Here is a 21,254-nt window from a genome sequence, read left to right as displayed (position 1 = left end):
ATTTAATTATTTATTTTTAGTTCTGACGATAACTTCCAATAGTTGTTATGTTTTAACTAAGCAACCATAAATCAAAATGGAAAGTTTTTTCAATAATTCATTCGCTACTTTAATTGCTTATGTTGGAATTATTTCTACATATTTATTGGTTATTCCATTATTACTATTTTACTGGATGAATAATAGATGGAATATTATGGGCAAATTTGAAAGATTAGGAATTTATGGCCTTGTATTTCTTTTCTTTCCAGGTTTAATTTTATTTTCTCCATTTTTAAATCTCAGACTAAAAGGAAGCGGAAAAGGGTAAATAATTGACTAAAGGTAAAGTTATACAAATAGGTTTATTTATTTCATTAATAGGATTAATTAGTTATGAATTTGCACCGCAAATTGGTATCGACAATTTTACAGCCACTACTCTCTCAAGTTGCATCTTGATTTTGATTGTTATTACTTGGGTAACATCTTATGTTTATAGAGTTGTAAATGGAAAAATGACTTTTATGGAACAAAGGAAGCGTTATAGAAAGGAGTATGAAAAAGTTGTTAATGATAAACTAGAAACCAAATTCAACTCATTGTCAAAGGAAGAGCAGCAAAAATTAATGGAAGATTTAGAGAAAAAAACATAAATTTTTATAGAAAAATATCAAAAAATTATGAAAAATAACAAAATGCAAATTACTAAAAATGAATCTTTATCTAAGGTAGATGAGATGTTTTGTGAGTTAAAAAATAAGAAGAAATTGGCTTTGATGCCTTTCATAATGGCTGGAGATCCAAATATTGAAATAACCTCTGAGATCTTATTAAAGTTACAAGAAAATGGCGCTGACCTTATTGAATTAGGTGTCCCTTATAGTGACCCCCTTGCAGACGGACCTGTTATTCAAGTGGCGGCCTCTCGCGCCTTAAAGTCAGGAACTAGCCTAAGAAAAGTAATAAAACTTTTAGAGTCTTTAAAAGGTAAATTAAAGATTCCCATCATTCTTTTTTCTTACTTAAATCCATTACTATGTTTTGGTTTTGAAAAGTTTTGTGAGATGGCATCTAATGCTGGAGTTTCCGGACTAATAGTTCCTGATCTCCCTTTAGAAGAAGCTTATAAATTTTCTAAAATAGTTAGTAACCATTCTATGGACTTAATTTTATTGGTAGCTCCAACAACTCCTTTTGAAAGAATGAAACAAATATCAAATCATACAAAAGGCTTTACTTATTTAGTAAGTGTTACTGGTGTCACTGGTGAGAGAAGCAAAATGGAAAATAGAGTTGAAAATCTTATTTCTAAGTTAAAAGATGTAAATAGCAATCCAATTGCTGTTGGTTTTGGAATATCTACTTCAGAACATGTTAATAAAGTTCGTGAGTGGGGAGCAGATGGAGTAATTATTGGAAGTGCATTTGTAAAACGAATCTCTAGTTCAAGTGAGAAAGATGTTGTAGATCATGTTGGTGAATTTTGTAAAGAAATGCGTTTAGCTGCCGATAAAAAAAAATAAATACAAAGATAATTTATTAATTAAAAGAATTAATTATATAAAATTAATTAAAAATCATATATCCAATTTGTTTTGTTGTATTTGAGATTATTTTGTAGGTAATAATCTAATTTGTTTTCTTCCGAGCTTAATTTCGAATTCATCACCTGCTTTTAAATCAAGAAGTGCTGTATATGCTTTCCCTATCAGGAGATTTCCATTGCCTTGAACTGTAGCAATATAACTAAGTTTTCTTCCACCTTTCCCAATACCCGCTACTCCAGAATCACCAAGATTAACCCCTTTTGCTTCTAAAAGTGCTTCATAAAATGCGGTAAAGTTTAAGCGTTCACCTCCGTTTTTCTTAGTGGAAACATATCCACAGGCGCGAACAAGCTCAGATTTGCTAACATCACCAAGTTCTTTAACTTTTGCAAGGAGATCGCTACCAGTTAGCATAATTAATTAAAAGAAAGTTGTATTAAATAACATAGCAATTTGCGTGTATTATATGCAATTATTTAGTATGTATTTATTCTATTATTTATATTTAAAAATGGAAAAGTTTGTAGTTTTTGGAAGGTACTGTGAAGATGCAATTTTTAAAAGGGAACCATTTCGTGAACAACATCTTAATAGACTTAAAAACTTAAAAGATCGAGATATTCTAGTTACATTAGGGCCAACAAAATGTACCAAATATTTGTTTGGAATTTTTAATGCTAATGATGTAAACGAGTTGAAAGATCTTATTGAGGAGGATATATATTGGGAAAAAGGTATATGGATTAATTATGATATTTATCCATGGATTCAGGCATTTTAAATATGATTTACGAAAAAAATTTAGTAATTATTAATTATTAATTGATAAAGAATTAATTTAAAAGAAAATACATATTTTTTTGCTTTAATAATTTAATTATTTATGGTATTTAGGAGCTAAAACGATATTTATTTAAAGGTTAGTTTTAAGAGTTTATATGATTTTTAACTAAAAATATATATAGTATTTAAACAATATTTATTTACTAGTATCTTGTTTTATCTGTTTTACTAATGAGTCGATATCTAATTGATTATATGGTGGTGTTTGTTTTGTTTCTCTATAATCGTTCTTGATATTGTTTAACCATTTTTGCTCAATCTTTATAAGATTTTTTGCAATATTGAACATGCCGCCTTTTTTATATAATTCTTTAATTTTTAGAACAATCTCGGAGGTTCTGCTCGATTTAATATCTAATTCATTTGCTAAGTCTTTTTGGGTAAATCCATGCGATTTTAACCAATCTTTAATAAAAGAGACGAGTTCTTTTTCTTCCTGTATTGATAATTTACTCATTCAATAAAAAGGGAATAACTTATTAAGCTTATTCTCTGCTCTTGCTCTTATTGAAGGAGTCATGTATTTGCTCCATATACTGAGTACTGCTGTGAGGGCTACAAAATCATCACTAAAACCAACTACAGGCATAAAGTCAGGGAAAAGATCAAATGGCATAATTAAGTAGGCTAGCGCAGCCATTAATGAAACTCTTACTTGTGTTGGAGTATACGGATCTAAAGCCATCTCTAAAACCTCTAAGGCAGGCTTTGCAATTGTTCTTCCTGCTTTAATAAGAATTTTGATAATGATATTTTCATCAAATGTTGAACTCTCTAAAACTTCAGCATCATATATATTTTCTTGGTTTTTGTAATTTTCTTTCATCCTTATAAATGAAATTTAAATATTTTTAACAGAATTTTTAGATAATACTATCAACTAATCCATTCTGTATTCCTGCTTTTCTAAGTTTCCTTAATGCTCGTTGCACAACTTGTCGGCAATATTCCCTGCTACAACTCATATGTCTTGCAACTTCAGCTAAAGTTCTCCATTCATTTGAGCCGTCCAACCCAAATCTTAGGCTTACAATCTTTCTTTCTTTCTCAGTTAAATTTGCTTTATCTAATAACTTCCAAGCCGAGGCTGTCCTTTCAGCTAACTCGGCTAATTCCATTGGTGGGGTTTGATCGCTTGGAAGAATATCAACTAACTCGGAAGGGTCTGATTTTGATTTAACAGTACCTTGGAGACTAACAGTGATGCTTCTCAATTCGCAAGAGAGGAGTTCGTCAATTTCCTCTTTGGTTATTTTCATTTCTTCAGCTAACTCATTACTACTAGGTGGAATACCTTTAAGTTGCATAAGCTTTGATTTCGCAGATCTTAGTTTTGTAAGTTTTTCATTAATGTTGACGGGAATCCTTATCGTTCTACTTTGAGTTGACAAAGCTCTATTTAAACCTTGCCTAATCCACCAATAAGCATAGGTAGAAAATCTATGTCCTCTAGACGGATCATATTTTTCTACTGCCCTTGTAAGACCTAATGTCCCCTCCTGAATTAAGTCCAGTAATTCTAATCCTTTTCCTTGGTATCTCTTGGCAAGATTGACAACTAGTCTTAGGTTGGCTGTTATCATCTCGTTTTTAGCTTTTTCACCAATTTTGATTTTTTTTCTTTCAGCTTCTGAATATTCACAAGCAGGCCCTTTACCTCCTGCCTCTTGACATCTGTTAATAAGCACAACCATCTCTTGGACTTTTCTGCCCATTGTGAGTTCTCTTTCGGGAGTCAAAAGTTGATGACGACCTATTTCTCCAAGAAAATCGCTTAATGAACTCACGATTTACCTCATTGTTGATATATTCAACTTATAGTCAATTCAGTAATAAGCCATACATGTAATAATTAATTAATAATTAATTAATAATTATTAATTAGTTATTTACATTTTTTTTTAATTTTTCATTTTAAAAAATTATAAATTTTAAGTTTTAATTATTTAATTTTTTCTTCTTGATTCTAGAACAGCAAGTACATCTCTCCACTCAACGCCTTTATGCAAAAGGGCTACTTGCAGATGATAAATTAAGTCAGCAGCTTCATTTGAGATCGAATTTTTATCATTATCTTTGCAAGCCATGATAAATTCTGCAGATTCTTCTCCTATTTTTTTCAAAATAGTATTACTGCCTTTTGTTAATAAATGATTTGTGTAACTTTTTTCTGATTGATTGATTGATCTATCGTTAATTGTATTGAATAATTCAGAACAAATGTTTGAGAAGGGAGTTGTTTTCTTCTCTTTTTTATCACTTTGATTTATTTGTATTTCATTGAAAAAACAACTTTTTTCCCCAGTGTGACATGCTCCTGAACCATTTTGTTCAATCAAAAGGATTAGTGCATCATTATCGCAGTCGAATCTTATCTCCTTCAGTATTTGGGTACTTCCGCTTGTAGCTCCTTTTCTCCAAATTTCGGATCTTGATCTACTCCAGTAATGAACGTTTTTGGTCTCAAGTGTCATTGTCAACGATTCTTTGTTCATCCATGCAAGCATAAGAATTGATCCGTCAAGCCAATCTTGTGCTATTGCAGGGATTAATCCATAATTATCAAAGCGTAGATCTTCTATCGAAAAATTAGTTGAATAAGCCATTATTTTTGTTATGTTAAATCCTACTAATTGTGTTTTATTAAAAATTATCCTAACAGTTAATTGATGTATATTCATTCTTTGAAATTTTCATGCAGCAAAAGTTACGAGGATTTTCCCTGTTCACATAGGCAATGGCGTCATGAAGGACACTGCAGATTTGTGCATGGATATTCAAGATCATTCACCTTTTGGTTCACTGCCAAAAAATTAGACCTAAATGGTTTTGTCGTGGATTTTTCAAGTCTAAAGCCCCTAGAAAATAGATTAAAGGAGCAATTCGACCATACTTTTTTAGTAAATAAAGATGACCCTTTGTTGAATTACTGGGAAAAATTACATGACTTAGATGCTTTAGATTTGAGAATTATGGATAATGTGGGAATGGAGTTCACTTCTGAATTAATTTGGAGATGGGCTAATGAATACTTGCAGGATAAGGATAAGGGCAGAACATGTTGTTGGAAAACAGAATCAAAAGAAAATAAATCTAACAAAGCAAATTATGAGGAATTTCCTGATTGGTTCAAATCTTAAATTAAAGTTGTTAAATTTCAAGTCATAAAGAATTATTTAATTTAGATCTTTAATCAACAATTATCTCTCCATTAACTAGATAAACATTAATTTCGTCTTTATTAAGGTAATGATTATTCAATATATTATTTGAAATTTTTGTCTCAATTTTTTTTTGAATAATTCTTTTTAAAGGCCTTGCACCATAGGCATGATCGAAACTATTTTCGACAAGTTGGTTAATTGCCTCATCCGCAATTTTGAATTTTAAGTTTTTTTTGTTAAGTCTTTTTTCTAAATTTTTAAGTTGGATTTTGGCAATTTCCTTTATGTCATTTAATTCTAAATTATTAAAAATAACTATTTCATCAAGTCGATTTAAAAACTCAGGCTTGAAAAAATTTTTAAGTTCATTATCTACAACTTTTTTTATTTCATTTGTATCTTCTTTTCTAACTGATAAATCATTTATTGATTGACTTCCTAAATTACTTGTGAGAACAATGATTGAATTTTTGAAATTGATCGTACGACCTTGACCATCAGTAATAATTCCATCATCAAGAACCTGTAAAAGAATATCTAAAATGTCATTATGAGCTTTTTCTATTTCATCCAGAAGTATTACCGAATAAGGATTTTTCCGCACTGCTTCAGTTAATTGACCGCCTGATTCGAAACCTAAATATCCAGGAGGCGCACCTATAATTTTACTTACTGAATGCTTTTCCATATATTCGGACATATCCAGTCTTGTAATTGAAGAATTTGAATCGAATATAATTTTGGCAGTTACTTTACTAAGCTCTGTTTTTCCAACACCAGTTGGACCTAAAAATAGGAAACTGGCTAGAGGCTTGCTTGGATCATTTAGACCAGTCCTTGATCTCTTAATGGAATCTGCAACAGCCCTAATTGCACTATCTTGACCAATAATTTTTTCTTTAAGGATTGACTCGAGGCTCAAAAGTTTATCTTTTTCTGACTGGTTCAAGTTTTGAACTGGAATAGAGGTCCACTTTGAGACAACTTCTGCAATATCATCAAAAGTAACCTCCTGCCTTAAAAGACTTGTCTCTCCATTTTTGTGAGAATTAACTAGATACTCACTTTTTTCTTTTAATTTTTTTTGTAAAGAATTTAAAGTTCCAAATTCTAATTCTGCTGCTTTGTTGAGGTCAAAACTCCTTTTGGCTTGATCTATTTTCAATTGAACAGATTCAATCTCTTCTTTTATGGTGCTAATCTCATCAATTTCATCTTTTTCTTTTTTCCATTTAGAGCCTAATTCTGCCTGTTTATCTTTAAGGGATATAAGTTCATTATTGATTTTTTTTAATCTTTCTAAAGAAAAATCATCTGTTTCTCTTTTTAAAGATAATTTTTCCATTTCAAACTGCAAAACTTTTCGATCAATCTCATCAATTTCTTCAGGTTTGGAAGTTATGATCATATTCAATCTTGAGGCTGCTTCATCGATTAGATCTATTGCTTTGTCTGGAAGAAATCTATCGTTAATGTATCTTTCGCTAAGGGTGGCGGCTGCAACCAAAGCATTATCAGAAATTCTTACACTATGATGAACTTCATATCTTTCTCTTAATCCTCTTAATATTGATACAGTATCATCTATTGAAGGAGCATCAATTTTTATTTTCTGAAATCTTCGTTCTAAAGCAGGATCTTTTTCTATATTTTGTTTGTGTTCAATAATAGTAGTAGCACCAATACATCTTAGTTCTCCTCTCGCAAGCATTGGTTTTAATAGGTTGCTTGCATCTAAAGAACCTCCACTAGCACCAGCTCCAACAACTGTATGAATTTCATCAATAAAAAGAATGATCTTACCGTCTGATTCCTTAACTTTCTTCAGGACATTTTTTATTCTTTCTTCAAATTCTCCACGATATTTTGCTCCAGCTATAAGTGAACCCATATCTAATGAAATTAGTAGCCTATCTTGTAGAGCAGAAGGTACATCGCCATTAATAATTCTTTGAGCTAACCCTTCAACAATGGCCGTTTTCCCAACTCCAGGTTCTCCAATAAGAACAGGATTGTTTTTTGTTCTTCTACTCAATATTTGAATTGTTCTTCTAATCTCTTCATCCCTCCCAATAACTGGGTCTAAAATTCCATCTCGTGCATATTGAGTTAGATCAATACCATATTTTCCCAAAGACTCATTAGAAGTATCAAATTCTTTTTTTACTGCTGGATCTGACTTCATTTTCTTTATAGTTTCAAGAAATTCTGGAATACCTTTTTGATTTAAAATTTGAAATCCATATTTATCATCATAAGTGAAACCGTAAACTAAGTGTTCTGTTGATATCACTACATCATTTAAAGTATTTTTAATATGATTTGCTTTCAAAAATATTTTGTGAAGAGTCTCACCGATATATAAATTATCTTGTGTGGTTTTCATTTTTGCTTTTGAATTTAATGAAGATATTATTTCTTTCTCAAACTCTTTGATATTTACATTATTATTTTTTAAGATCTTTTTTGTAAAGTTGTCTTTTTTTATGAGAGCTAATAATAAATTATCTGAGTCTAAGTCTTGTTGGTGATTTTTATAAGCAATTTCTTTGGCACAAATAAAACAGTTCCAAGCAGAATTAGAAAATTCGCTTGGAACTATTTTCATCAATCAAATTTAGATATGACTGTAATAAATATTAGGTAAAAAAAGTATTTAACTACTTAGAAGATTTATTCAACAATGACTTTGCCTACCATTCCAGCTCCTCTGTGAGGCTCGCAATAGTAATCATAAGTTCCTGCAGTATCAAATGTTTCTTCCCAAGATTCTCCTGGAGCAAAAGCTAGATCTGCATGACTCAATTCCTCATGTCCATCAAAAACTGCGTTGTGAGGAGCTAATTTATTATTGACGAATTTAACTGTATCACCAGCACTAATGGTTACCGTACTTGGTTCAAATGCAAGCATTCCAGCATCCGTTCCAAGTTTTACTTCAACAGTCTTAGCTGAAACTGATGAAATTCCTAAACCAAGAGTTAAAACTATTGCGAATAACCCTGCAAAGATTGAACGTAACATAATTAAAATTTACTTATTTATATATATTACAAGGCTTTGGGAGCCTAACTGTGAGAATTTTAATTGTTATTACAGCTTGGTAACTTTGATAACCTTAAAATATCATTTAGTGATTTGGCATAACTTTTAAGTTTGAAAGTCTCAGGATTAGTGATGGGGACATGATTAAAGTCATATTTCTTGATACTGAAGCTATCCCAAGGGGTGGTTTGGATGGGAAGAATTCTTAATAATATTTTTAGAATTTTTTTTGTAAGGGGTATCGCAAAATATCTCCTCATATTGTTTCTTTTTAAAAGTGTAATTATGGCATGATCAATTGAAATAAATTTCTGACCTAGGACAAATTTTCTAAAGCCTTTGTATTGCTCTTCTTTATGATTTTTAATTAGAAACCCGCAAATCTGGGCGATATCATTTGCGTGTATAAAGTGAAATTTAGAATCGAGTTTTAAAAATCTTGCTAACCAAAGCCATTTCCCGATTTCTTTCAATCCACTAGTTAAATAACTTACGGGATATTTACTTTTTTTCCCAAGATTTCCTCCAAAAACCAAGGTAGGGAAAACAGCGAAAGTTTTTTCAGCAAATGAGCTTTCTCTGAGTCTCTGGAAACATTCGTATTTTGTTTGAATATACTCTGTTCCATAAATCAATGATTCCCTCATTAATTCTGTTTGGGTATCAAGAATGCTAGCTGTTGAAAAATAAATAATCTTTTCTAACTTTTCAATATCAAGCATTTCAAGTAACTCTTCAAAAGCTTTAATGTTTACTTCATAGGCTCTTCTTGGATCTCCCCAAGCTGTAGCAGTGTGTATTAGGTAATTAATTTGACTAATTTCCTTTTTATACTTACATGATTCCCTGATATCACACACCATTAACTTGACTTTTTTATTTTCTTGAACAGAAATTGGCAACTTACTTTTGTCTCTTACCATTAGATAAAGCCTGAATTTTGTGTTTTTTAAAAACCAATCAACTAAATATTGGCCAACACATCCATTCGCACCTGTGATTAATAAGTTTTTATATGCCAAGACTTTGACTAGTAAGTGAGTTTTTTTCCATGTTCAAAAAATGTTTGAGCATTTTCTTCTGGAGTCCCAGGTAAAATCCCATGACCCAAATTAAGAATATATTTTCTGTCTTTAATTTTATTGAAAGTATTATCTATCCTTTCTTTTATTGATTCTTTGTTCCCGAATAAAATGCCTGGGTCAACATTACCTTGAATTCCTATCCCGCTAGGGATTCTCTTACAAGCCTCTTCAATATCTACTGTCCAATCTAATGAGATTATATCGACTCCAGTTTTTGCCATTCTTTCTATGACACCAGCACTTCCTGATATGTAAAGAATTACTGGTGTTTCTGGGTATTCCGCTTTTACAATGTCAACAACCTTTTTTTGATACGGCCCAGCAAAGATATCGTAATCTTGTGGGCTTAGTTGACCAGCCCATGAATCAAAAATTTGTACTACTTGCGCTCCAGATTTTATTTGATATTTAAGATATTCACCAATGCATTTTGCAAAATGATCAAGAAGTTTATGAAGTAAATCTGGTTCTTTAAAAGCCATTGATTTTATTAAAGAATAATTTTTACTGCTTTTACCTTCAACTACATATGCGGCAAGAGTCCAAGGTGCGCCAACAAAACCTAAAACTGTTGCCTCATTATTCACATCTTTTTTTAGTGAAGAAAGAACTTGCCCAACAAAACTTAAACTCTCACTTGGATTTAATTCTTTTAAATTTTCTATTTGGTTAAGAGTTCTTATTGGGTCCTCAATTATTGGACCTTTACTTTCAATTATTTCAAAATTTATGCCCATCCCTGGAAGAGGAGTGAGAATATCTGAAAAAAGGATCACTCCATCAGGTTTGAAAGCATGAAAAGGTTGCATTGAAATCTCATATGATAGTTCTGGATTTTCAGACCTCTCTCTAAAGCTTGGGTAACGCTCCCTTAAATCTCTATAGATTTTCATATATCTTCCTGCTTGCCTCATCATCCATACTGGAGGCCTATTTACTTTTTTACCTAAGGCGGCAGAAAGTAGTAGTGGTAAATCTTGACCCATTTTTCAATTCGATATTTTTAAAAAAAAATTAAAATCCAACTTAAAAATCTTACAATGTAAAGCAGAGCAAAAGCGTTATATGAACATTTATATGAAGCACTAAGTTAAATGAGCCTTCTTATTTTTTTGATTGATGTTTGAAGATACTTACGCTTAATGGGGGCAACACAAGTTCTAGAGCATTTTGATAATCATGAATATTGTAATTTATAGTTTCATTACCACCCATATTTCCTTTGTTACTGCCCCCGTATCTAGACCCATCTGAATTAAATATTTCTTTATAGAATCCTTCCAAAGGAACACCTACTTTGTATGACCCATGAGTATTAGGTGTAAAGTTGGCAACTACAACAAGCCACTCATTGGTATCGTTTTCTCTTCTCATGAAACTTATAACTGAATTAGATTTGTCATTACAATCAATCCATTGAAATCCATAAGGATCAAAGTCATTTTTCCATAATGCAGGTTCATTTTTATAAAGAACGTTTAGGTCATCAATCAAGTTTCTGATACCTTTATGAGGCTCAAATTCTAGTAACTCCCATTGCAGATCATCCCAAACATTCCATTCTTGTCTTTGCCCAAATTCCATCCCCATAAATATCGTTTTTTTGCCTGGGTGAGTCCACATATAAGTAAGTAATGCTCGAGTATTTGCATATTTCTTCCAGTCATCTCCTGGCATTTTATGCAAAAGATGACTTTTCCCATGGACAACTTCATCATGACTAAGTGCAAGCATAAAGTTCTCTGTATAGTTATATGTAATTGAGAAAGTGACACTATTCTGATGGAATTGCCTAAACCAAGGATCTATTTCAAAATAATCAAGCATATCGTGCATCCATCCCATATTCCATTTCAAGTTAAACCCTAACCCTCCCATGTCAGTTGGTTTGGTTACCATTGGCCAAGTTGTTGATTCTTCAGCGATAGAAAGTGCACCTGGGAAGTGTTGGAAGAGAACATGATTAGCCTGTTGAAGAAATTTAACGGCTTCTATATTTTCATTTCCACCATTTTCATTGGGTATCCATTCTCCATCCGGACGTAGGTAATCTCTGTAAAGCATTGAAGCTACAGCATCTACTCTTATGCCATCAATATGAAACTCTTCAAACCAATAAACGAGATTCGCTACTAAGAAATTCCTTACTTCGTTTCTGCTGTAATTAAATATCAGTGTTCCCCATTCTTTGTGTTCACCTATTCGTGAATCTCCATGTTCATAAAGATGGCAACCATCAAAAAATGCTAAACCATGCTTATCTTTTGGAAAATGACCAGGTACCCAATCAAGAATGACGCCTATGCCCTCTTCATGACATTTATTTACAAACTCTCTAAATTCATTTGGGGTGCCAAATCTACTTGTTGGTGCATACCAGCCTGTAACTTGATATCCCCATGAACCATCGAAAGGATGTTCAGATATTGGCATTAGTTCAATATGAGTGAATCCTCTCTCTTTTACGTAAGAGATGAGTTTATTGGTTAATTCTGGATAAGTTAATAATCTTGTTCCAGGTTTTAAATCGGCTGCAGGCACTGGGTCTCTTGGTTTACCATTGTCCTCCAGGTATTTATTATCTATTGATTCATGGAGCCAACTTCCTAAATGCATTTCATAAACTGAAATTGGCTTGTTTATTTGACTAGAAGAATCTCTATTTGAAATCCATGAACTATCATTCCAATTAAAGTTTTTCAATTTTGAAACTATTGAACCATTTTGAGGCCTGATTTCATGAAGGAAACCATATGGATCAGCTTTCTCATAAATATGACCTTGTTGAGTTCTTATTTCGTATTTATATGTGTCGCCCTCTTGCATTGTTGGCATGAATAGTTCCCAAATTCCTCCTAATCTTTTTTGCATTGGATGATGTCTTCCATCCCAAGAATTTATATCTCCAATTATTGAGATTGATTTTGCATTTGGAGCCCAAATGCAAAACATGACTCCTTTTTGGTTTTTTTCTTCAATGAGATGTGCTCCCATTTTTTCCCAAATATGATGATGGTTACCTTCTGCAAAAAGATGTCTATCAACTTCTCCCATCCACTCTTCTGTATATGACCAAGGGTCATGTTGTGTATGTGTGATCCCTCCTCTTGAAATATTTATTTCGTAATTATAATTTGGATTTTCAGGCAGGATAGCTTCAAAAAGCCATTTATGGTTTATGCTTTCCGCCTTATAGGTATTGTTTTTAAAATTTATTTTGACTTCGTCGGCTTCAGGCATCCATACCCTTATTACCCATTGTTCTTGATAAAAATGAGGACCTAATATTTTTAATGGATTATCATTGCAACAATTTTCTAGGTTGATGGCTTCTGATTTAATCCAGTCTGCTTGAATTGTCTCGATCATGACTGGTAGATATTAAGGATTAATAATATCAAATGATTAACCAAAAAAATAATTATTTATAAAAAAAAGGGTTCATTTTCATAAATGTTTTATTAAGGCTAAAACTTAGAGTAATAACTCTATGATTTGCTGAAGGCGCTCCAACATTTTCCTCCCCAAATCCAGGATTAACTCCAATCGCGGGATAAGCTGATGAAGATATAGATAAACGAAGTTTGCTATCTTTAATCAAACAAATATTTGTTGGCTGCATTGTTATTTGATAAATGCATTCTTCACTTATTTTGGAGTTTTTAACCCTTAAGAACCCGGTTGAAAATTGATTCACCTTTTCATTCCCTTCTTCAACTAGAGATAAAGCAAGGCAGATATCAAAATTAGGCTGATCACTTTTTACTTGGATTTCTAATGTGGGAACTCCTCTCAAATATTGATCTTTTTCAAAAGAATTGGTTTGAAAAACACCTACATCAAGGCGTTTATCAATAAAACTTCTATTAAACTTTCCTGGATTAGGACCTAAATGACCACCGTCAGATGGAGTAGGTCTCCATGGGTCATTAACAATTGTGAACCATCCTGATCCTTTTGAATTTATGGTCAGACTTCCATCTTCAACCTCTACATTTGCTATGCCATCGCTTTTAAGTCCAAAAATAAATTCAGGGTGAAATTTATTATCTAATTCTTCCCACTTATTTAATGAAATATTCCATATTTTTTTTTCGTCTTTATAATTCTTAGAATTAAATTTTTCATCTGATTTTAAATGTTTATCAAAAAATTTTAATAAAGATTCTTGTGATCCCTTCCACCAGTTTAGATGTGTCGCATTCCCAATAATAATCTCAGGGTTCCCACCAGCTTCTTTAGATATCTTATAAAGATCAAAGGCACCTTTTAAATGTGGATCCCATAGTCCTCCAATAATTAACATAGGTTGTTTAATCCAAGTTGAAATTGGTTTAAATTCTTGAAATGGGCGAGCAATATTTAAATTTTTAAGCCATTCCAAAACAAAGCTATTTGGATCATATTTTTTTAAAATATCAATTCCTTCCCTTAAATAACTTTTATTTTCTAAGGCTAATCTTATCTTTTCCCACTCAAGCAATTTTTTTTCTCTTTTCATTTTCAGTGCTGCGATTTGAAGTCCCCAAACAATATTGTTATGCCACCAATATGCTCCTCCATCTGAGCACCAATGATCCTTAATATTCATTCCAGTCATTGCTGGAGATAAGCAATCGGGCGGCTTTGAATTTAATTCACCAGTTAGTTGAGTAAATCCTTGATATGAAAAACCATATAAGCCAAGTTTTCCATTACATTCTTTTAGAGACCTTACCCATTCATGTGTTTCTGAAGTATCGCTAGCTTCTTGAGAAAAACCATTAAAAACCCCTTCAGACGAACCCATACCTCTAACATCTTGAATTATTACCATATACCCTTTGGAAGCCCACCATTCTGGATGAGAATAGGTAATAGTTGAGGCTATTTCCCTTCCATATGGTTGTCTCATCAATAATGCAGGCCATGGCCCATTACTATTAGGTAACCAAATCCTTGATATAAGTCTTACTCCATCTCTAAGGACTAGAGACTTGTCAAACCATTTTAAACCAGACATTTAGGCTTTAGATAATGTCTGGGCAGTGCAGCCCAATGACGTAAATAGAAAATATTTCTGCGTTAACGGGAGTTAACTTTTTTTTGTTTGATACATATTCTATAACTTTATCTGAACTAGCTGAAATACCTTTAGAATTAAAATCTTTAAACTTATTACATAAATTCCTAGCTTCGTTTGGATTCTTTTTTACAGTTTCCAATAAGTTAGATTGACTTAAAACAGGGCATAAAGAGTTGAAAAACAAAAATAAAAAAAATAACAAAGGTTTCATTATCACTAACTTTTTCTAAATTCTACATTAAAAAATTTTTTTATCCAAGATTTCCAATAGATTTGTCGTTTTGACTAGCTTTTTTGATCCATTCTTTTAAGAGAATAAATGTTATATCTGTCTCAGTTTTTACTCTAAGACTTCTTTCTAATCTACCAATTTTGCGTTCTAATTCGTAAGGAGTAGATAGTGATAATGATTTTATAGAAGATATTCCGCAATGTAAAAGAAGATATGCTTGCGGCGGAGAAATTCCAATTTCTTTTTTAAAAATAGCTATAGCTCTAATTTTCTTTAGATTATTCAATGTACATAGTGAGGATTTTCTTTGAATCTGATTTATATCTAAGTCCGAAAGATTACTTAATTTTTCAAAGTCAGTTAGATTATTTTGAATAAAAAAAGATTTCTCATGTCTAAAATTAGTTGGCAAAAAATCTAAAAAAGTTTTACTTTCCATTTTTAAAAAACTAATTCATTTTGACATTTTTATTAACTTCTCCTATAACCACTGGTTTACTTATACCATCTGAAATTTTTTCAAGTTTTCTTATCTTGATTTTTACATTCGCACCAGATCTGCTACCTTTCCTTAAGTTTTCCGATAATTGTTCTAAAGTTGGTTCGATAGATTCTTCTGGAAATTCATCATCTGCTTTAGCAATAATCAAATCGAACCCATTGTCATAAACAATTGGAACATATTTTGCACCTTCTATTTCAACGTTTTCGGAGTAACTTTGTATAAATGCCCAACTACTCAAAGAAAGCAACAATGAAAAGATAGTTGCTCCAATTATTCTAAATTTAAAACCAAAATTAAATATAAAAGCTGCTATTGTGCAAATGAAAAGAAATATTCCAAAGAATCCAAAAAATTTGGGTGTGTTCTCTAATAGTTCAAAAAAAGACATTTAGTGGCTTTGACCTGATTAATTTCTTATATTTTGTAAGCCTACTCTATTTTTGGGCTCTAACTTGAAAAAAATTAGATCTCTAAATTTAAATACTAAGATTCTTTTGGTAGGGATGCTTTTACCTTTAGGTTTTTTAGGCACTTTTTTATTAAATAATTTTTTAAAAGAAACTTATAGTTCTAGGAAATTAGCACTCGAAAAAAGTATTGAGTATCTTTTAGACAAAAATGTTGATTTAGGTGATTATGTCGGGATTAGATTTTTAGGTATTTCTTTAGGTAATTCAAAAATTAACGATAAAAAAAATATAGATTCTGAAATTACAGCCAAGAATGTATATGTGGGCATTATGCCTTTTAAATCTTTTTTAAAACAAAAATGGATTTTAAAAATAAGTCCTAAGACAGCAGCTATAAATATAGATAGAGATTTTTTTAAAAGGGACGAATCTTATAAAAATGATCGAATCACAAAAAAATCACAATCAAAGTATGAATTGAACTTTATCTTAAATAAATATTCAGATCTGAAGATTAATAAAGCGGGATTAAAAACAAAAGTAAAAGGTAATGTTATTTACAAGTCAAGAAATAGACAAATCATTGCAAATGTAAAATCAAATTTTGATGAAAAGGGTTTTTTAAAACTTAAATTTAATACAAAGTTAAATCAAGACTTTTTAAAACTGGTTTTATTTTCTGAGGGTTTAGATCTTGAGAATTCTGAATATATTATTGGTAATAGAAAAATTAGCTTTAAAAAGGGTACTTTTAAATCTAACTTTAAATTTAATAAATCATCAAAGCGTACATTTTGTGAAGGAAGATTTTCTTTTTCTAATTTAAAAATAAAACCAGAAGATTTTGCAGAGAATATAAATTCAGATTCAACTAGGTTTTTTTGTAAAGATAATAATTTAATTGGCAATACAGAAAAATTAAACTATGGAACTTTGACTTCGAATTTTAATCTCAATGTACCATTAAATAATAGTTCGAATAATATTGATTTAATAGGAAGTATTGGATACATTAATAGCCTGAATCCAGATATCAAATTATCGGGTAATATGCCCTATTGGTTTGATAGAAGAGGAATTAATTTTGGTGATTTAGATACTAGTTTCAATATAAATAGAACTCAATTATCTAATTTAAATATTTTCAGAAAAAATGATATAAGGGGTTTCATTACTGCGAAAGGAGAATTAAAAGGAAAAATTACTGATCCTGATATTTCTATAAACTTTAATGTTGATTATCCGCACTTTAAAGGTATCCGCATTAGAGAAACATGGGAGGGAGATATCAAAAATGAAAACAATGAATTTCTGCTTAATATGAAAAATAGATATTCTCCAATCCCTTCATTTCTTTCAATTAAGTTTGATTCTGATCTTAAACTAGATAATGCAAATTTTATAAGAGTTTTTAACTCAAATAAAGGGACTTTAGGTATAGTCAAAGATGATGATAGTTATAACTGGCGAGCAGATAATTTTCCTCTTGATGAACTTGAATTATCTTTAAACAAAAATCAATTCGATAGAATCGATGGAATTATTAATGGTGAGGGATCAATTTCTTTAGACCAGTCATCTCTTGATGGAAGACTTGCTTGGAGTTTAGGTAAATATAGAAATATTAATCTAGCTAATTCATTATTTAATTTCAGTTTCAATAATAATTATTTTTATATAGATTCTTCATTGTATCCAATTGATGGAGGAGTGATTGAAGTCGAATATGATTCAAATAAAAATAATTTTATTAATTCAGAATTCACGAATGTAAGCACTAGTTGGACTATCCTTACCGCGGTCGATATTTTTAACTTTGATAATAAAAAAGTTATTCCCATAAGTAAATCGAATATTTTGGATAATTTGGAAATAAATAACAATAATAAATCATTTAAGGAGAAAATCGACTTTATAAAAAATTTTATTGAAAATAGTAATCAGCAAGACGACAATCTTAACTTGCAAAAATACTTTAATAAATTCAGTAGTAGATATAATGCAAAAGTAACTATTGAGGGAGATAGGCCAAGCAACTATAAATTGGATGCAAAATTAAATGGCTATCTTGATGTATTTAGAGAGGATAATAAAAATAAAAAAGAGGAATTTTCTATTGATCTTGAAGGGGGATTATTAAAAGGTAATGGTTCTTTAAAAATAAAAAAAATACCATTAAGCGCTTCAAATATTTTTTTAAATCAACCAAGAGATTTTCTTGGAGGTCTTGATATGGATTTATTTTATAACCTTGATGATAAATCTTTCTTAAGTCAAATTTCTTCTAATAACTCATCAATTAAAAACAACAAATTATTATTTGAAAAAGGTATTATTGAATTTGATAACTCTGTATTTGATATTGACTTCTCTTTGCTTGTAAATGACTCTAAAATTCCAATAAGTTTTAAAGGCTCAATACCTATAAATAAATCAGATAACTTAGATCTAAGATTGATTGGGAATGGAAAGTTTATTGAGTTATTAGATATTTTTGCTGCTGACTACTTTACCTTTAAAGAGGGAGATGTGAATCTTAGAATGATTCTAAAAGGAACCCAAAATAAACCTACATTAAATGGATTTGTCGTAATAAAAGATTCGGAAATTGATTTTTTTAACAATAGTCTAAAAGGTATAAACAGCTTAATGATTTTTGATTTTGATTCTTTAGAGATCAATAATCTTCAAGCACAGTCTGAAGATTATGGAGACCTTTTTATAAAAGGTTCGTTGCCTTTTTATAGCAAGAATGATTCCGAGAAGGCAGAAATTAATTTGATAACGAAAAGATTTAATTTAAAGAAAGATAATTTTAATTTTTTAATAGATTCAGATTTAGATTTAAGAGGATCATTTGAAAGTCCTATTTTGGGAGGTTTTCTATCTTTTAATAATGGATTTATTAATTTAAATAGTACCAATCAAAATGATAAAAAAGGAAAAAATCTTATCCTAAAAGAGGATGAAAAAGATTGGCCAGAACTCTATTGGAATAAAGAAAATAATATTGAAATAATTTCAAATGAAACAATTTTGAATTCTGTTCTCTTAGGTGAAAATTTACCAAATTATTTGGATAATTTAAGTTTTAATAATCTAAAATTAAAACTTGGACCAGATTTTAAACTTCAATATTCAGAGATAGTTCAAGCTTATTTAGATACCAAATTAGACCTTACTTTAAATGGCGTGGTTGGAAAAGATTTAAATGCTAGGGGACTCATCTATCTTAGGAAAGGTAGAGCAAATCTATATACTACTCCTTTTAAACTTGATAAAAATAAAGATAATTATATTTTATTTGCATCGAGAAGTGGTGTAGTTCCATTTATAAATTTTTCTCTAGTCAGTAAAGTCCCAGATTCTATAATTCCTATAAATGAAAACAATCAGGATTTAAATATCTCAGGTGATGTTGCTGTTGATGCTACTTCAAGTGGTAATGGTTCATTTGGTATTGGCAATTCAAGGCTTATCAAAATAGAAGCATCTTATGAAGGATTTTTAGATCAATTATCTTTTGCTGATGAAAATAAAAGAATTCAATTAAGAAGTACTCCAAGTTATAACAGATCACAAATAATTGGTTTAATTGGAGGGAATTCTGCAAATTTAATAAATAGAGCATTTATTTCTCAACTTAATAATGCAGATGCATTTAGTGAAAGATTCCAGTTATCTCTATATCCAGCGTTAATAGAAAATAATGATTCATTAAATAATATTTTTTCTAATGAAAATCTTGATATAGAAAATGATGGTCAATCATCTTCTAATGAGGAATTTTCTTCTCAAGCTTGGGTAGCCGAAATAGGTCTTGATATTACTGATACAATAAATTTTGCCTTTCAAACGGTTCCAGGTAGAGATGATATTTCACCTTTAGGAATTTTAACTTTTCAGGCAAATCCAAACTTAGAATTATTAGGTTCTTATGATTTGAATGGAGATTGGAAAAGTCAAGTTCAATTATTTTTTAGATATTAATTCAGAAAGAAATTTACTTTAAAGAATCGTTAATTTGAATTATTATTAGATTAACTAAAAAATATTATGGCTAATATCTTTGAAGTTCCCCAACCAGGTAATGATCTTTTAGAAAAAGCTGAGAAAGTTCGTTTGGCATCAATAAAAATAAGTCAGACTGAAAATAAAAATCGAATTAAAGCCTTAAATTTTATGGCTGATTATCTAGAAAAAAATTCTAAAGAAATATTAGAAGCTAATAATGAGGATTATTTAAATGCAGAAAAAAAGGGTATTTCTGGGGCTTTACTTTCTAGATTAAAGTTATCAAAATCAAAACTAAATTCAGGAATTGAAGGGGTAAGAAAAGTTGGCGATTTGGCTGATCCTGTTAATCAAGTTCAAATAAAAAGAGAGCTTGCAAACGGATTGATCTTAGAAAGAAAAACTGTGCCAATTGGAGTCTTAGGAGTTATTTTTGAATCAAGGCCAGATGCAGTAATGCAGATTAGTTCTTTAGCAATAAGATCGGGAAATGGAGTAATGTTAAAGGGAGGTAGTGAAGCCAATTTAACAAATACTTCAATAGTGAAAGCATTACAAGAAGGTTTGAATGAATCAGGTCTTGATAAAAATGCAATATGTTTACTAACAAGCAGAAAAGATAGCATGGCGATGTTAAATCTTGAGAAATATATTAATTTAATAATTCCAAGAGGAAGTAATGAATTAGTTAAATTTATTCAGGAGAATACGAAAATCCCTGTGCTAGGACATGCTGATGGAATTTGTCACTTGTTCATAGATATTGAGGCAAACATAGAGATGGCTTTATCAGTTGCTTTGGACAGCAAAATACAATATCCGGCAGCATGTAATGCTATCGAAACTTTATTAGTCCATAAAGATATCGCCCCAGCTTTTTTAGAAAAGGCCATCCCACTTTTTAATTCTAATGATGTTAAATTAATCGGAGATAAGAGATCAGTTGAATTAGGGTTAAAGTATGAGGCTAGCCTAGAAGATTGGGGAACTGAATATTTGGATTTAATTCTATCGATTAAAATTGTTGATGATCTTGAGGAGGCAATCACACATATTCAAAAATATAGTTCAAAACATACAGATGGAATAATTACTGAAAATCCAAATACTGCCAATAAATTTATGAATGTAATTGATAGTGCAGGTGTTTTTCATAATTGCTCTACTAGGTTCGCAGATGGGTTTAGATATGGATTTGGCGCTGAAGTTGGTATATCTACTCAAACTCTTCCACCAAGGGGACCTGTAGGTCTAGAAGGTTTGGTAACTTATAAATATTTCCTAAAAGGTGATGGGAATATAGTTGATGATTTTTCATCAGGAAAGGCTATCTACACACATAAAGATCTTTAAAACTCTTAA

The 21,254-nt window shown here is 30.8% G+C and carries 21 protein-coding genes; 7 read left to right on the top strand and 14 right to left on the bottom strand.

Features of this window, described 5'->3' with window-relative positions; all coding sequences use genetic code 11:
* The first annotated feature begins 76 nt into the window (after positions 1–76).
* The 3 genes from BS621_RS01825 to trpA are packed head-to-tail and all read left to right on the top strand — an operon-like array spanning position 77 to position 1,505.
* Positions 77–310 carry an NAD(P)H-quinone oxidoreductase subunit L gene (locus BS621_RS01825; RefSeq protein WP_077141616.1) on the top strand — a complete coding sequence of 78 codons (234 nt, stop codon included), beginning with the start codon at positions 77–79 and terminating at the stop codon, positions 308–310.
* 4 nt (positions 311–314) lie between these two features.
* Positions 315–635: a DUF3007 family protein gene (locus tag BS621_RS01820; protein WP_077141615.1), complete on the top strand. Its 321-nt coding sequence runs from the start codon at positions 315–317 to the stop codon at positions 633–635.
* 27 nt (positions 636–662) lie between these two features.
* The gene (gene trpA, locus BS621_RS01815; protein ID WP_077141614.1) at positions 663–1,505 is read left to right on the top strand and encodes a tryptophan synthase subunit alpha; all 843 of its coding nucleotides are present in this window, start codon (positions 663–665) and stop codon (positions 1,503–1,505) included.
* A gap of 87 nt (positions 1,506–1,592) precedes the next feature.
* Here trpA and BS621_RS01810 read toward each other — a convergent pair whose 3' ends face one another.
* Positions 1,593–1,943, bottom strand: a complete 351-nt coding sequence (locus BS621_RS01810) for an AbrB family transcriptional regulator (RefSeq protein ID WP_077141613.1) — start codon at positions 1,941–1,943, stop codon at positions 1,593–1,595.
* 97 nt (positions 1,944–2,040) lie between these two features.
* On the opposite strand from BS621_RS01810, the gene BS621_RS01805 reads away from it, so the two are divergent.
* A complete protein-coding gene (locus BS621_RS01805; protein ID WP_077141612.1) occupies positions 2,041–2,310 on the top strand; it encodes a YciI family protein in 270 nt (89 codons plus the stop codon).
* Positions 2,311–2,508: 198 nt separating this feature from the next.
* Here BS621_RS01805 and BS621_RS01800 read toward each other — a convergent pair whose 3' ends face one another.
* The 4 genes from BS621_RS01800 to hisIE form a co-directional block, all read right to left on the bottom strand.
* On the bottom strand, positions 2,509–2,829 hold the full coding sequence (locus BS621_RS01800; RefSeq protein ID WP_077141611.1) for a hypothetical protein: 321 nt from the start codon (positions 2,827–2,829) through the stop codon (positions 2,509–2,511).
* The gene (locus tag BS621_RS01795; protein ID WP_077141610.1) at positions 2,830–3,198 is read right to left on the bottom strand and encodes a YkvA family protein; all 369 of its coding nucleotides are present in this window, start codon (positions 3,196–3,198) and stop codon (positions 2,830–2,832) included.
* Positions 3,199–3,235: 37 nt separating this feature from the next.
* Positions 3,236–4,159 carry a sigma-70 family RNA polymerase sigma factor gene (locus BS621_RS01790; protein ID WP_025931579.1) on the bottom strand — a complete coding sequence of 308 codons (924 nt, stop codon included), beginning with the start codon at positions 4,157–4,159 and terminating at the stop codon, positions 3,236–3,238.
* Between the two features lie 159 nt (positions 4,160–4,318).
* Positions 4,319–4,978, bottom strand: a complete 660-nt coding sequence (gene hisIE, locus BS621_RS01785) for a bifunctional phosphoribosyl-AMP cyclohydrolase/phosphoribosyl-ATP diphosphatase HisIE (protein ID WP_077141609.1) — start codon at positions 4,976–4,978, stop codon at positions 4,319–4,321.
* A gap of 63 nt (positions 4,979–5,041) precedes the next feature.
* Here hisIE and BS621_RS01780 point away from each other — a divergent pair, with 63 nt between their 5' ends.
* The gene (locus BS621_RS01780) at positions 5,042–5,512 is read left to right on the top strand and encodes a 6-carboxytetrahydropterin synthase (RefSeq protein WP_025931581.1); all 471 of its coding nucleotides are present in this window, start codon (positions 5,042–5,044) and stop codon (positions 5,510–5,512) included.
* A 49-nt stretch (positions 5,513–5,561) separates the two neighbouring features.
* Here the strand turns inward: BS621_RS01780 and BS621_RS01775 are convergent, their stop codons facing one another.
* From BS621_RS01775 to BS621_RS01735, 9 genes are all read right to left on the bottom strand, one after another.
* The gene (locus BS621_RS01775) at positions 5,562–8,144 is read right to left on the bottom strand and encodes an ATP-dependent Clp protease ATP-binding subunit (protein WP_077141608.1); all 2,583 of its coding nucleotides are present in this window, start codon (positions 8,142–8,144) and stop codon (positions 5,562–5,564) included.
* A gap of 65 nt (positions 8,145–8,209) precedes the next feature.
* Positions 8,210–8,560 (bottom strand): plastocyanin, encoded by a 351-nt coding sequence (gene petE / locus BS621_RS01770; RefSeq protein ID WP_025894221.1) that lies wholly within the window; start codon positions 8,558–8,560, stop codon positions 8,210–8,212.
* Positions 8,561–8,619: 59 nt separating this feature from the next.
* Positions 8,620–9,603: an NAD-dependent epimerase/dehydratase family protein gene (locus BS621_RS01765; RefSeq protein ID WP_077141607.1), complete on the bottom strand. Its 984-nt coding sequence runs from the start codon at positions 9,601–9,603 to the stop codon at positions 8,620–8,622.
* 8 nt (positions 9,604–9,611) lie between these two features.
* Positions 9,612–10,652 carry a uroporphyrinogen decarboxylase gene (gene hemE, locus BS621_RS01760; RefSeq protein ID WP_025971907.1) on the bottom strand — a complete coding sequence of 347 codons (1,041 nt, stop codon included), beginning with the start codon at positions 10,650–10,652 and terminating at the stop codon, positions 9,612–9,614.
* Between the two features lie 118 nt (positions 10,653–10,770).
* A complete protein-coding gene (glgB, locus tag BS621_RS01755; RefSeq protein ID WP_077141606.1) occupies positions 10,771–13,035 on the bottom strand; it encodes a 1,4-alpha-glucan branching protein GlgB in 2,265 nt (754 codons plus the stop codon).
* 52 nt (positions 13,036–13,087) lie between these two features.
* The gene (locus BS621_RS01750) at positions 13,088–14,668 is read right to left on the bottom strand and encodes a CocE/NonD family hydrolase (protein ID WP_077141605.1); all 1,581 of its coding nucleotides are present in this window, start codon (positions 14,666–14,668) and stop codon (positions 13,088–13,090) included.
* Positions 14,669–14,675: 7 nt separating this feature from the next.
* Positions 14,676–14,870 carry a hypothetical protein gene (locus BS621_RS01745; protein WP_423246148.1) on the bottom strand — a complete coding sequence of 65 codons (195 nt, stop codon included), beginning with the start codon at positions 14,868–14,870 and terminating at the stop codon, positions 14,676–14,678.
* Between the two features lie 112 nt (positions 14,871–14,982).
* On the bottom strand, positions 14,983–15,402 hold the full coding sequence (locus BS621_RS01740; protein ID WP_077141603.1) for a DUF4332 domain-containing protein: 420 nt from the start codon (positions 15,400–15,402) through the stop codon (positions 14,983–14,985).
* A gap of 10 nt (positions 15,403–15,412) precedes the next feature.
* Positions 15,413–15,856 (bottom strand): DUF2518 family protein, encoded by a 444-nt coding sequence (locus BS621_RS01735; protein ID WP_077141602.1) that lies wholly within the window; start codon positions 15,854–15,856, stop codon positions 15,413–15,415.
* Between the two features lie 115 nt (positions 15,857–15,971).
* On the opposite strand from BS621_RS01735, the gene BS621_RS01730 reads away from it, so the two are divergent.
* Entirely contained in the window at positions 15,972–19,868 is a 3,897-nt protein-coding gene (locus BS621_RS01730; RefSeq protein ID WP_077142637.1) for a translocation/assembly module TamB domain-containing protein, read from the top strand.
* A gap of 66 nt (positions 19,869–19,934) precedes the next feature.
* The gene (locus BS621_RS01725) at positions 19,935–21,245 is read left to right on the top strand and encodes a glutamate-5-semialdehyde dehydrogenase (RefSeq protein WP_077141601.1); all 1,311 of its coding nucleotides are present in this window, start codon (positions 19,935–19,937) and stop codon (positions 21,243–21,245) included.
* The last annotated feature ends 9 nt before the right edge of the window (positions 21,246–21,254 follow it).

Source organism: Prochlorococcus sp. RS04, from assembly GCF_001989455.1.
GTDB lineage: Bacteria > Cyanobacteriota > Cyanobacteriia > PCC-6307 > Cyanobiaceae > Prochlorococcus_A.
The sequence above is the reverse complement of the archived record's forward strand: the minus strand, read 5'-3'. Positions and strand labels throughout refer to the sequence as shown.

Coding starts and splice junctions, on each gene's coding strand:
- BS621_RS01825 (WP_077141616.1), top strand. CDS start 77: ATGGAAAGTTTTTTCAATAATTCATTCGCTACTTTAATTGCTTATGTT.
- trpA (WP_077141614.1), top strand. CDS start 663: ATGAAAAATAACAAAATGCAAATTACTAAAAATGAATCTTTATCTAAG.
- BS621_RS01810 (WP_077141613.1), bottom strand. CDS start 1,943: ATGCTAACTGGTAGCGATCTCCTTGCAAAAGTTAAAGAACTTGGTGAT.
- BS621_RS01805 (WP_077141612.1), top strand. CDS start 2,041: ATGGAAAAGTTTGTAGTTTTTGGAAGGTACTGTGAAGATGCAATTTTT.
- BS621_RS01800 (WP_077141611.1), bottom strand. CDS start 2,829: ATGAGTAAATTATCAATACAGGAAGAAAAAGAACTCGTCTCTTTTATT.
- BS621_RS01795 (WP_077141610.1), bottom strand. CDS start 3,198: ATGAAAGAAAATTACAAAAACCAAGAAAATATATATGATGCTGAAGTT.
- hisIE (WP_077141609.1), bottom strand. CDS start 4,978: ATGGCTTATTCAACTAATTTTTCGATAGAAGATCTACGCTTTGATAAT.
- BS621_RS01780 (WP_025931581.1), top strand. CDS start 5,042: ATGTATATTCATTCTTTGAAATTTTCATGCAGCAAAAGTTACGAGGAT.
- BS621_RS01775 (WP_077141608.1), bottom strand. CDS start 8,144: ATGAAAATAGTTCCAAGCGAATTTTCTAATTCTGCTTGGAACTGTTTT.
- petE (WP_025894221.1), bottom strand. CDS start 8,560: ATGTTACGTTCAATCTTTGCAGGGTTATTCGCAATAGTTTTAACTCTT.
- hemE (WP_025971907.1), bottom strand. CDS start 10,652: ATGGGTCAAGATTTACCACTACTACTTTCTGCCGCCTTAGGTAAAAAA.
- glgB (WP_077141606.1), bottom strand. CDS start 13,035: ATGATCGAGACAATTCAAGCAGACTGGATTAAATCAGAAGCCATCAAC.
- BS621_RS01750 (WP_077141605.1), bottom strand. CDS start 14,668: ATGTCTGGTTTAAAATGGTTTGACAAGTCTCTAGTCCTTAGAGATGGA.
- BS621_RS01740 (WP_077141603.1), bottom strand. CDS start 15,402: ATGGAAAGTAAAACTTTTTTAGATTTTTTGCCAACTAATTTTAGACAT.
- BS621_RS01735 (WP_077141602.1), bottom strand. CDS start 15,856: ATGTCTTTTTTTGAACTATTAGAGAACACACCCAAATTTTTTGGATTC.
- BS621_RS01730 (WP_077142637.1), top strand. CDS start 15,972: ATGCTTTTACCTTTAGGTTTTTTAGGCACTTTTTTATTAAATAATTTT.
- BS621_RS01725 (WP_077141601.1), top strand. CDS start 19,935: ATGGCTAATATCTTTGAAGTTCCCCAACCAGGTAATGATCTTTTAGAA.